Genomic DNA, 12,242 nt, shown 5'->3' with positions numbered 1-12,242 from the left:
GTTGAGAGTCGGTATTCGCCATTAAAAAAACAGCATCCCGATTCATGATAGATGCTGTCCTACGGTTTGAGATGATAATGTCTTGGATTTCATAGACTCTTTTGTAGTGTAATGTGGTAAATGCTCCAATATAGACAATGCGTCCTTCGTAATTAAAGGTACGCTTACGTCGTTCCAAATGACAGAAATCGAACTGAAAAGAGACAGGTTTTTCAATGCAATAGCTTTGATCTTGTAAGAATTTAAAAGTTCCAGCATATCCTGCGGCATTAAGGTAATCCCGATTCCATTGGAGATCAGATTGGCAATGGTCAAAATTTCCGGCCCGGCCCCGATGGTTTTTGGAATGAATCCAGCGGTAAGGCAGGCATGCTCCAGCAAATAATAAAGAGACGGCGAATGCTTAGGGTCATAATGTAAAAAAGTTTCGTTTTTAAGCTCGTAAAGATCGATCTCATCTTGTACGGCTGCCGGATGCTGGCAGGATAAAGCCACCTTCATAGGATGCTTGGAAAACTCTATCCACTTAAGCGGCGGCTGTATCGTCTGTTTGAGGTCTATCGGAGTTCGGATAAAGGCGAGATCATATTCGCTTTTCTGTACAAGCTCGGCTGCGTGAACGGAGGTTGTTTCCTTGATATAAAATTCGATTAATGGATGCTCTTCTTTTAATTTTTTAATAAGGTAAGGGACCATATTGCTTGCAGCGGATGGAACGGTTGCGATTCGAATAGTCGTTTGCGGGACAGTTCCGGATTCCACAAGCTGAGAGATGGTTTTTTCAATGTTATCGAATGAGGGTAAAAGATTTTTATGAAGATAATCGCCTTCTGCGGTCAATGTAACGTTTCGGGTCGAACGGTTTAACAGTTTAATGCCGAGTTCTTTTTCGAGCGCTGTGATTTGCTGGCTCAATCCGGGCTGGGAAATATGCAATTTCTGGGCTGCATGGCTGAAGTTAAGACAAAAAGCGACTTCCATAAAATAACGTAATGACAAATAACTTACTTGCATATGAGATATCTCCTAATATATGACAATATGATTCGACAATTTATTATAGCATTTCAATCTGCTTTTGTAACCGGAATTGTTCGAAACGCTATCAGGATAACGATAATTAATAATTTCTACTTATATATTTATAAGGAAGCAGTATTTCCAATTTCTCTCATGTCGTATTAAACTATAAACATATTAAAGCGTTTTCATAAGCGCTGTGAGAGGGGAAAGAGTATGGGGAAAATAGCCTTTAATAAAGGAGAAAATATTATACTGCGTATTGAAATGGACTCTCATATCAAATTCGGTGAGGTTGCGACAGGCATTACAAGGGCAGGGGGGGACATCATAGCCATTGATCTGGTGGACGCGGGAAAGAATATTTCAGTAAGAGACCTCACGATAAACGTCGCCGAAGCGGGGCAAATCGGTGAAATTGAGAAAGCGGTTTCTAGAATCCCAGGGATAAAGCTGATTCATGTATCCGACCGTACCTTTCTGCTGCATCTTGGTGGGAAAATTTCGACAGTGCCCAAAAGCCCGGTTCAAAACCGCGACGATTTGTCCCGGGTGTATACACCGGATGTAGCCAGAGTATGTATGGCGATCAAAGAAGATCCTGCCAAAGCATTTACCCTCAGCATCAAGAAAAATACAGTAGCTGTGGTCTCTGACGGAAGTGCTGTTCTCGGGCTTGGAAACATTGGGCCCAGTGCAGCTATGCCGGTCATGGAAGGAAAGGCGGTCTTGTTTAAACAATTTGCGGGAGTAGACGCATTTCCGATCTGTATCAGCACGCAGGATTCGGAAGAAATTATCCAAACTGTAAAGCATATAGCCACCGTATTCGGCGGGATTAACCTTGAGGACATTTCAGCGCCACGGTGTTTTGAGATTGAACAACGGCTGCGTGAAGAATTGGATATTCCGGTTTTTCATGATGACCAGCATGGGACAGCGGTTGTCATGTATGCAGGGTTGCTCAATGCTTTGAAACTCGTGAACAGATCTATGGAGGAGATCAAGGTTGTTGTATGCGGAGTTGGCGCTGCCGGGGTGGCTTGTACCCGTATGCTGCTTGCGGCAGGTGTAAAGGAGATCGTGGGCGTTGACCGGCGGGGGATACTGACCGCTGACCAAAAGTATGATAATCCGATGAAGGAATGGTTCGCAATGGAAACGAATCCAAAGCGGCTTTCGGGTACCTTACGCGATGCGTTAAGAGGAGCAGATGTATTTATTGGCCTTTCCTCTGGAGGTTTGTTAACGAGAGAGGATGTCATGACGATGGCGGCAAATCCAATCGTGTTCGCCATGGCCAATCCCGATCCGGAGATTGTCCCAGAGGATATCGAAGATATAGCTGCGGTAATTGCAACAGGTCGATCGGATTATCCGAATCAAATCAACAACGTGCTTTGTTTTCCAGGAATATTTCGTGCGGCCTTGGATTGCAGAGCAGTCACAATTAATGAAGAAATGAAGTTTGCAGCAGCCGAAGCTATCGCCTCGATCATTACTGACGAGGACAGAAGTAAGAGTCATATTATACCAAGCGTATTTAATCATAAAGTAGTTAGCGCAGTTCGGAACCGGGTAATTGAAGCGGCTATTCGAACGGGTGTAGCCAAAAAAGTGCCGAAGGATTTCCGCTAACAAAGATATATAAACTCGTGGTATTTTGCAGAAGGAGTGTATGAATTGAAACCTATTATTGGAATTACATCGAATATCAGAGATGAGAAACTGCTGACCACCGGGTTGAGTAATATTCGTGCAATTGTAAAAGCGGGCGGAGTGCCGATCGTACTGCCTAATTTGTCGGAGGATTCAGAAGTAGACCGACTGGTAGAATCAATTGACGGCTTATTGGTTACTGGAGGAGGAGATGTTGACCCCAATATTTTCGGAGAAGAACCTCATCCGGAATTAGGTGAAGTATGCCCTGAAAGGGATCATTTCGAAATTATGACGATAAGCAAATTTTTGAAATTAGACAAACCAATCCTGGGCATCTGCAGGGGCAGTCAAATGATTAACGTTTCTGCTGGCGGGGATCTCTTTCAAGACATTTATGCCCAACATGATCATCAGCTTTTGCAGCATAGACAAAATGCGCCCCGGAGCCACGTAACGCATTTTGTAGATGTTGCAGAAAACTCGCTGCTCCATCAAGCTGTTCAATCCACCCGTTTTAAGGTGAACAGCTACCACCATCAAGCGGTAAGAAAAGTTGCTGAAGGTTTTGAAGTATGCGCAAGAGCCAGTGATGGTATCATTGAGGCATTTGAGTGCAAGACGCACCGTTTTGTTTTGGGCGTGCAATGGCATCCGGAAAATTTGACCGGCAAGAACGATATTTACTCTCTGAAACTGTTTAATGCTTTCGTCCAGGCTTGTCAACTTTAGTTATCCGGCTTTTCTTTATTGTGGCTGTTGTTATGTTGTGAAAAAAATAATAGGGGGATATATATATATGAAGCATTCTATTAAAGCCGCTCTTTTATGTTTTATTGCATTTGCAGTTTTGCTGGCGGGTTGTACCACTAGTAAGAATAATACGGCTCAACCCGACAAGAAGGATGAAAAGCGTCCACTGACAATCGCGCTGCCTACAGAGGTCAAATCCATGGATCTTTACGCCCATAATGATTTTGTAACATGGATGGCAGTCAATAACATGTACAATACATTATTAAAACGCGACGCTAAAGGAAACATCAGCACTGATTTGGCAGAAAGTTATAAAAAAGTAAACGATACGACATGGGAATTTGATCTTAAAAAGGGCATTAAGTTTCATAACGGCACAGAAATGACTGCAGAGGATGTCAAGTTTTCCTTCGAAAGAGCAGTTGCTGAGAAAACGCTGGGCGAAAGTGTGTATTACAAATCAATTAAAGAAGTGAAGATTATTGATCCGTACAAGGTACAATTTATTACGGACGGACCAAACCCACTTTTCTTGAGTGTCATTGCCCGCACAAGTGCTGCAATTTTACCGAAAAAATACATAGAAGAAAAAGGAATGGATTCCTTCAACCAGCAGCCTGTTGGAACAGGACCGTTTAAGTTTGTTGAGTGGAAAAAAGGCAGCTACCTTAAGTTGGAGCCTTATGAGCAATACTTCGAAGGTGCCGCAAAAGATTGGAGCCAGGTAGTGTTCCGTATTCTTCCTGAAGGCTCGACAAGAGTTGGAGAGCTTTTAACGGGTGGAGTGGATATTATTCCCTCAGTCGGCAGCAATGATTGGCCACGTGTGAAAGGAAATGATAAAACCGGGATCATAAGCGGTGCTTCGAACCGTGTAGCATTTCTTGTTCCAAAAGTTACTAGTCCAAAATCTCCAATGGCAGATCAGAGAGTCAGGGAAGCCGTTGAGTTGGCAATAGATAAAAAGCTGATCATTGATAAATTATTAGGCGGTTTGGGTACTACGACGCGAACACGCATTACGCCAGGTAATTTCGGGGCAAATCCAAAATTGTTCAATGTTGCTGTATATGATGAAAAGCGTGCTAAGGAATTATTGAAAGAAGCAGGATACGAGAATGGCTTGGAACTGACGATGCAATCGACCACAGGACGTTATGCAAAAGATAAGGAAGTTACTGAGATGATAGTCGGTATGCTGGCTAAAGTAGGTATTAAGGTGAAATTGGAATTACTTGAATTTAGTGTTTATGAAGAAATAAGAAAAGTAAACAAAGTCAGTGATTTACATATGGTTTGGTTGGCTAACTCTAACTTCGATGCTTTCACTATGGTCAGCGAGCATCTCACTTCGGTTAGAAGCTTAACTAATTTGGGTCTTAGCAGTCCGGAGTTGGAAGAGATATTGAAAAAAGCTGAAAAGAACATGAATCAAGATGAAAGGGACTCTCAGTATCAAATGGCACAACAAGTGGAAGCGAATCAATTTTTGAGATTGTACCTGTATCTGGAGCATAACAGCTACGGAGTAAGTAAATCTGTGAACTTCACCCCTCGTTTAGATGAAATGTATAAAGTATACGAAATTTCAAAACGCTGATATTTGCTTATTTAAAAGCTTCAATAGGGGCAATATTTATGCCCCTATCTTTTCAATATTACTTAACAGCTTGTTCGCATAATAACATAAGGAAGTGAATTCCATGAGAAGTTATGCCCTAAGACGATTGGCACAGATGGCTCCCGTGTTGTTGATCATCGTTTCTATCGTATTTGTCTTGATGCACTTATCCGGGGATCCTGTTGCATTAATGCTTCCGGAGGACGCTACCCAAGAAGATATGGATGCACTCCGGAAAGCTTTAAATTTAGATAAACCATTCTATGTTCAATATGCGACCTACTTATGGAATGTGCTGCATGGTGATTTCGGTAAATCATTCCGGTTTAATCAGGATGCGCTGGAGTTAGTGCTGGAAAGGCTGCCTGTTACATTAGAGTTGGCTGTAGCCGCCAAAATAATCGCAATTTGTTTGGCAGTACCGCTTGGAATCTTGTCCGCAACACACAAAAACTCTATTCTCGAACTTTTTGTAACGACAGGGACCGTTCTCGGAAAGGCGATGCCCCATTTTTGGTTTGGGATTATGCTTGTTCTCGTGTTCGGCGTCAACCTTCAGTGGTTACCGGTTTCGGGAAGCGGCACATTCTTACATCTCATTCTGCCGGCGATTACGCTTGGATTCGGTAATGCCGCTTATATTGCCCGGTTAACCCGTTCGAGTCTACTTGACTCCTTACATCAGGATTACGTTAGAACGGCAAAGAGTAAGGGATTAAAGAATTCTGTTGTCATCTACAAACATGCATTCAGAAATGCTTTGATTCCGGTCGTTACGATCATTATGATGCAGATTGGCGGTATGATCGGCGGTGCTCTAGTTACGGAAGCCATCTTTGCATGGCCAGGATTAGGCCAATTAATTGTACAATCTGTTAATTCAAAAGACATGGCAGTTGTACAAGCAGCTATATTTGTTGTTGCTGTGTCCGTCATATTGATTAACATAGTAACGGATATTCTTGTCGGATGGCTCGATCCGCGTATCAAGTACAGATAAGGGGAGAAGACGGATGATAAGTAGTGAGCAAGCAGTTCCGGCGAGTCGACTCATAAAGAAAAGCAAAAAAGAAAATCACCGTATCTTCTTTTGGTTTAGATTATTGCTCAAAAGTAAAACAGGTACGATCGGTTTTGTAATTATGTCAATCGTTATCATTACGGCGTTATTTGCACCGTGGTTGGCTCCTTATGATCCTTCAGAACAACATATAACCGATATGCTTGCCCCTCCTTTTTGGTTGGATGGCGGAAGCATGCAGTATGTTCTTGGTACCGATAACTTGGGCAGAGATTTGTTAAGCAGAATCATATACGGCTCCCAGGTTTCTTTGGTTGTAGGATTATTCGCGATTATTGTGGCGGGTGCTATTGGTTTATCTATTGGTTTGATTTCAGGTTATTACGGCGGATGGCTGGATAATGTTTTTATGAGATTAGTTGATTCTTTTTTGGCTATTCCTAATATTCTGTTCACTCTAGTTATATTGAAAGTAACCGGACCCGGTATGTTTACTCTTATTGTTGTGTTGGGTGTCACGAATTGGGTAGTTTATGCAAGGGTTATCCGAAGCGAGGTATTAAGTCTAAAAGAAAGAGAATTTGTCAGAGCCGCTAAATCGATTGGAGTACGTGACGGGATGATTATGATCCGACATTTATTACCAAATGTGTTTTCATCCTTTTGTGTGCTTGGGACATTAAGCATGGCGACTACCATTATTTCAGAAGCTTCACTGAGTTTCTTGGGTTTAGGCATTCAGCCTCCCACCATTTCTTGGGGCGGAATGCTGAGCACCGGACGTGAATACTTGGCTACTAATTGGGGGCTCGCAACTTTTCCCGGAATAGCCATAACTATCACGACGCTAGGTATCATATTTTTGGGCGACTGGTTGCGTGATATTTTCGACCCTCGTTCTCAAGACATATAAAAGTAGGCATCATTCATGGAGGGAGGAGAAATACAATGAAAGAACCTATTTTACAAGTTAATGGATTAAAAACTTACTTCTTCACGGATAACGGCGCAGTGCCGTCTGTTGACGACGTTACTTTCACATTACAAGAGGGGGAAACACTTGGTATTGTGGGGGAATCTGGATCAGGCAAAAGCGTAACCTCCCTTTCTATTATGGGGTTGATTGAAAGTCCGGGAAAAATTGTTGAGGGAGAAATTCGTTTTCGGGACCGGGATTTATTGAAATTAAGTCATCATGAGATGCGGAAGATTAGAGGCAAGGAAATCGGTATGATCTTTCAAGAGCCTCTGACCGCATTAAATCCGGTTTTCCGTATCGGCCATCAAATTCAGGAATCACTTATGAACCACAATAACATGAACAAGACAGAGGCAAAGCAACACGCTTTGGAGCTGTTGAACAAAGTTAAAATACCCCGGCCTGAAAGTGTGTATGAATCGTATCCCCACGAACTAAGCGGTGGTATGCGTCAAAGAGCGATGATTGCGATGGCGATTTCCTGCAATCCTAAAGTGTTGATCGCTGACGAACCGACAACCGCCTTGGACGTTTCTATACAAGCGCAAATTTTGAAAATAATGAAAGAAATTATTCAGAATGAAGGTAATTCCATAGTCTTGATTACTCATGATTTGGGTGTAATTGCTGAAATGGCAGACAGAGTTGTCGTTATGTACGCAGGCCAAGTTGTCGAACAATGCAGCGTATATACATTATTCAAGCATCCAAAGCACCCTTATACGCGGGGGTTGTTAAAAAGCATACCAAAGTTGCACAATATCCTGGAAACCTTGGATTCTATAGAAGGCTCGGTCCCTAACCCGTTGAACATGCCGGAAGGTTGCCGCTTTCATCCGCGTTGTTCCTTAGCAACCGGGGCATGCAGCCGTAATGAGCCGCGTTTAACAGAATTAGCGTTGGATCATCAGGTTAGATGCTTAATGTATCAGGAAGAATTCGAAAAAGAATGGACGGAGAAGAGGTGATGATAGTGGATACGAAAGAACAACGCAAAGTGCTCCTGAAAGTCCACGAGTTGAGCAAGCATTTCGAAATTACCAAGGGCTTCATAAAAAGAAAAACGCAAATATTAAAAGCGGTAGATCAAGTGAGCCTCACTGTTTATGAGGGTGAAACACTTGGTATTGTGGGTGAATCGGGATGCGGAAAATCGACGTTGGGGAATATGATTATGCACTTAATAGAGCCTTCCTCCGGGAAAATATTGTTTGAGGATACTGATCTTAGCGAAATGTCACGCGAAACGCTTCGCAAAAAACGAAAGGATATTCAAATGATTTTTCAAGATCCGTTTTCATCATTAAATCCTCGTTTGAAAATATTTGATATCATAGCTGAACCGCTCCGTACTCACGGGATTGCTAGTGGGGATAAATTGGAAGAAGAAGTACATAAGCTTCTGGAAGCGGTGGGCTTATCTGCGGATTTTGCAAAGAGGTTCCCTCATCAATTTAGCGGCGGGCAGCGTCAAAGAATAGGAATAGGACGAGCATTATCCTTGAAACCTAAATTGATCGTTTGCGACGAACCGGTGTCCGCTCTGGATGTGTCCATACAATCACAAATACTTAATCTTCTTTCCGTTTTACAGAAGCGTTATAAGCTGACATACATTTTCATCGCTCACGGCCTTCCGGCAGTTGCCTATATTAGCGATCGCATTGCAGTTATGTATCTTGGAAAAATTATGGAAATTAGCAAAAAGGAAGATTTGCTTAACCGTCCTTTACATCCTTATACCGAAGGGCTTCTTGCCTCCATACCCGTTTCGGATCCGGAACTTCGCGGAAAAGAGAAGAAAGCATTGGAGGGGGAAACTCCAAATCCGTTAAATCCACCTTCAGGCTGCAGATTTCATACCCGCTGTCCCTACGTACAGGATCGGTGCCGCGTAGAGGAACCGCAGTTACGTCAGATAGGTTTGGATCGATCCGTTTCATGCCATTATCCGCTTGGGGAAATAGAGGCGTCACTTTATGGGTAATCAGCATCAGTATGGTATCAGTTCAGCACATCCTCTGGCGACGGAAGCGGGGATGTCCGTATTAAAGGCCGGAGGCAATGCGGCAGATGCCGCTATCGCGGTTTCGTATATGTTGAGCGTGGTCGAACCTTATGCTTCCGGGATCGGGGGAGGCGGTGTCATGCTAATATTGCCTGCAAAGATTGAAGAATCGGTAGTGTGTGATTACCGGGAAGTTGCACCTTTGTCGGGAATTATCTCGCCAACAGAGATTGGGGTCCCGGGCTTTGTAAAAGGCATGGAGAAGGTGAATGAATTATTCGGTACTTTGGATATGGTAACCTTAATGGATCCTGCTATAAGCGCTGCTGAAGCGGGTTTTGCCTCCGGTGGAGCCTTACATCGGCAATTGGTGAATTCTCCACAATTGATTGCAGAACAGCATCCAAGCTTTTTTCCTAAGGGGGAAGCTATTCGTCAAGGAGAATGGCTGAAGCAGCCAGTACTTGCAAAGACGATGAGAGCAATTCGTGATAACGGCTCCGATTGGTTATATCAGGGCGAGCTGGGGCAACAAATTTCGGCTATGGTAGACGGAATGACACAAGACGACTTTCGGGACTATCGCGTGTCCATGAAAAAGCCGATCTACAGTGAATACGACAATTACGATGTGATCACAACACCTCCGCCTTTCGGAGGTGTAACGTTGATCCAAGCGTTAAAAATCAGTGAGCTGCTGGAGCTGCACGAGCAGCAGAAGCAATCTATCCCTTATATACATCAATGGGGCGAGGTCATAAGGAAATGCTATGAGCTGAGAAAAAGCACAATGGGCGACCCGGACTTTTGTTCTCCGCCGGTAGATAGGCTGATTAGCCGTGAGCTGATCGGCTTTTTGGCTGATAACATCAGACCGGACATCATATCAGAGATACCGGCTACTCTGGACGATGTTGCTAATACAACTCATTTTTCCATTGTGGATAAAGATGGAATGTGTGTGTCTGCGACAAATACAATAGGCGGTTTTTTTGGTCCGGGCATTGAAACAGGCGGATTTTTTCTCAATAATCAAATGCGTAATTTTACGAATGATGCAATCTCCCCTAATCAGGTGCAGCCGGGAAAAAGGCCTCAAAGTTACGTGTGTCCGACGATCGTACGAAACCGTGAAAGAACCATTGTGATTGGCTCGGCAGGAGGCAAGCGTATCCCTATGATACTATCTGTCATTTTGGAAAACGTTATTAAAAAAAGGATCGGCCTCGAAGAAGCAGTAGCTGCCTCGCGGTTTTTTATAGATGAAAGAATGATATCTGTTGAGAGCCCGCTTCCGGCTGCTGTGGCAGATGATTTAGCCAAGCTCGGATATGAGGTAGTGAACAATGAGGATCCTATGTTTTACGGGGGGATTCACGGATTAATGAGATGGCATGACACAGGACAAATAGTTGGTGCTGCCGATCCAAGACGGGGAGGAGCAAGTCAAGTAAGCGAATAAGATACAACCCCTAAACACAATGCGGAATAAACTTTATTGCTATAAGAATATTAAAAAGAGGCGGCTCATATTAGCCGCCTTTATTGTATTCACTTAATGGATAAGAAGGAAAGGAAGGATAGCCAAACTCCAATTCGTCCAAGCAAAGAGTGCAGACTTCACCTAGAATTAGGAACTCCCCGGTTTTGCTGTTGCACCTTGGACATAGCAGATGTCCGTTCTTATTAGCTTCCTTATCGATCGTTCGATCGGGTTGGGCGGAAATAATAATTTCCTCAGCCATTGAATGGATGTTGTTTATCACACTTCTCAATCCTTTCTTGTACTCATAGTCTGCTTTATGATCTCATAAATAGTATACACTATATTTAAATAGTATGTATTATTTAAATATTATAAAGTCATAATGATGTCTTATATATACTAAGTTTGTATTTTTTTCATAACCGAACAGTAGTGACAATTTGATTGCGGATATGTTTAAAGTAGCATTAGAACTTTTTTGACCCCAAAAAACCGCTAAGGCGGTTAATCTTTTACTATCGGTTTCCGTTCGTCAATTGTGACCCCTGTATTTGTAAAACTTACGTTCTCGACGATGTGTTCTCATATTCCTCGCTGATGACGAAGGGAATGCTTCTGTAATGTTTGATAAAAATAGTCAGTAGGGGGAACTATTCAATAAAAAAGAATAAAGCGGAGGTTATAAGAATGGAGCATTCATTACTCTCAGAGTTGAAGGAGCTTATTACCAATCTGGAGCAAAAAAAGGCTGAGACCCGTTATACGATTCCCAGTGAAATTATGGGGGCCACGAAGAAGGCAAAAAACTTGGAAAGGTTCTTACACGATATATTGGCTGTAGTTAACGGCAGCGGCGGGATTAACCTGCTAAGCATTATCCGTAGAGAGTTTGGCATGAGCGTGGACCTTACAGATCATATCGATCAGTGGGCACCGTACAGCAAAGATCAGTTTGAAGATGCGCTCCATGATGCGATTGACCGGGCTGAAATTCGTGCGGGAAAGCAAGGGTTATTTTTTGAAGGTTCGCCTGATAAAAAGGAAGCCGCAGAAGCACTGCATTTGCTTAAGAGCATCGCCCATGCCGCGGTTAAGTGTCAATTTAGTCCAAAACTAGCTGGACCTCATGCTTATATTGAAATTTTGGATCATGTAATCCAGTTTTATGCACTTCCCAATTCGTTCCCTGATGATAGTATGATCAAGTACAGAAACCTACTGTCCTCTGATCGACTTTATGCAATGTCGGGGCACGATGATACTATAACAGCTGCATTGAAGAGTCATGTAAAAGAGTGGTACCAACGTTCATCTTATACGTTTTTGGAAAACGCCGAATGGTATCATATGTACGAATCAGTCCTAGATTATTTGTACGTTTTAACGGAAGAGCAGCTAGAACGTTTACGGATGGATTTTATCCAGCATATTAGGAATGATTTAAAAATAGTGAAAGCAAAACCAGAGCTGCACCGGGTGAAGCTTCTGAAGTCGATGCTGGAAACTGTTTTGAACTGGAAGGTTTAGTTACCACGAAACCGTTAGATTTCGCTTATAGGATCCATTTTAAAATAGGCAGCACGAAATTCAATCGCGAATTTCGGCTTTTTACATTGTTTTGATTTTAATTGCATGCATGGCATTAAAAATGAAGGAGATCTGTCGAAAGTTGTCGAAACGACTCGTATCTAT

At 42.8% G+C, this 12,242-nt stretch carries 11 protein-coding genes; 9 read left to right on the top strand and 2 right to left on the bottom strand.

Going from position 1 to position 12,242, the window contains the following annotated elements; all coding sequences use genetic code 11:
* Positions 1 to 42: 42 nt before the first annotated feature.
* Positions 43 to 1,014, bottom strand: coding sequence for a LysR family transcriptional regulator (locus tag ASG85_RS20230; RefSeq protein ID WP_082562644.1), 972 nt, complete (start codon positions 1,012 to 1,014; stop codon positions 43 to 45).
* A 222-nt stretch (positions 1,015 to 1,236) separates the two neighbouring features.
* On the opposite strand from ASG85_RS20230, the gene ASG85_RS20225 reads away from it, so the two are divergent.
* The 8 genes from ASG85_RS20225 (at position 1,237) to ASG85_RS20190 (ending at position 10,526) form a co-directional block, all read left to right on the top strand.
* Complete coding sequence (locus ASG85_RS20225) at positions 1,237 to 2,658, top strand: NAD-dependent malic enzyme (RefSeq protein WP_057307648.1); 1,422 nt, start codon at positions 1,237 to 1,239, stop codon at positions 2,656 to 2,658.
* Between the two features lie 45 nt (positions 2,659 to 2,703).
* Entirely contained in the window at positions 2,704 to 3,411 is a 708-nt protein-coding gene (locus tag ASG85_RS20220) for a gamma-glutamyl-gamma-aminobutyrate hydrolase family protein (RefSeq protein ID WP_060647596.1), read from the top strand.
* Between the two features lie 67 nt (positions 3,412 to 3,478).
* On the top strand, positions 3,479 to 5,035 hold the full coding sequence (locus ASG85_RS20215) for an ABC transporter substrate-binding protein (protein ID WP_063860336.1): 1,557 nt from the start codon (positions 3,479 to 3,481) through the stop codon (positions 5,033 to 5,035).
* Positions 5,036 to 5,138: 103 nt separating this feature from the next.
* Positions 5,139 to 6,056, top strand: a complete 918-nt coding sequence (locus tag ASG85_RS20210) for an ABC transporter permease (protein ID WP_060647595.1) — start codon at positions 5,139 to 5,141, stop codon at positions 6,054 to 6,056.
* Between the two features lie 13 nt (positions 6,057 to 6,069).
* Positions 6,070 to 6,990, top strand: coding sequence for an ABC transporter permease (locus tag ASG85_RS20205; RefSeq protein WP_060647594.1), 921 nt, complete (start codon positions 6,070 to 6,072; stop codon positions 6,988 to 6,990).
* A gap of 35 nt (positions 6,991 to 7,025) precedes the next feature.
* The gene (locus tag ASG85_RS20200; protein ID WP_060647593.1) at positions 7,026 to 8,024 is read left to right on the top strand and encodes an ABC transporter ATP-binding protein; all 999 of its coding nucleotides are present in this window, start codon (positions 7,026 to 7,028) and stop codon (positions 8,022 to 8,024) included.
* Positions 8,024 to 9,043, top strand: coding sequence for an ABC transporter ATP-binding protein (locus tag ASG85_RS20195; RefSeq protein ID WP_060647649.1), 1,020 nt, complete (start codon positions 8,024 to 8,026; stop codon positions 9,041 to 9,043). The genes ASG85_RS20200 and ASG85_RS20195 overlap by 1 nt, the downstream gene beginning before the upstream one ends.
* On the top strand, positions 9,036 to 10,526 hold the full coding sequence (locus tag ASG85_RS20190; protein ID WP_060647592.1) for a gamma-glutamyltransferase family protein: 1,491 nt from the start codon (positions 9,036 to 9,038) through the stop codon (positions 10,524 to 10,526). Before ASG85_RS20195 ends, ASG85_RS20190 begins: the two co-directional genes overlap by 8 nt.
* A gap of 70 nt (positions 10,527 to 10,596) precedes the next feature.
* Here ASG85_RS20190 and ASG85_RS38020 read toward each other — a convergent pair whose 3' ends face one another.
* Positions 10,597 to 10,830: a hypothetical protein gene (locus ASG85_RS38020; RefSeq protein WP_162257279.1), complete on the bottom strand. Its 234-nt coding sequence runs from the start codon at positions 10,828 to 10,830 to the stop codon at positions 10,597 to 10,599.
* Between the two features lie 407 nt (positions 10,831 to 11,237).
* Between ASG85_RS38020 and ASG85_RS20185 the strand changes: the two genes are divergently transcribed.
* Positions 11,238 to 12,077, top strand: coding sequence for a hypothetical protein (locus tag ASG85_RS20185; protein ID WP_060647591.1), 840 nt, complete (start codon positions 11,238 to 11,240; stop codon positions 12,075 to 12,077).
* The last annotated feature ends 165 nt before the right edge of the window (positions 12,078 to 12,242 follow it).

Origin of the sequence: Paenibacillus sp. Soil724D2 (genome assembly GCF_001427935.1) — a bacterium.
GTDB lineage: Bacteria > Bacillota > Bacilli > Paenibacillales > NBRC-103111 > Paenibacillus_E.
The sequence above is the reverse complement of the archived record's forward strand: the minus strand, read 5'-3'. Positions and strand labels throughout refer to the sequence as shown.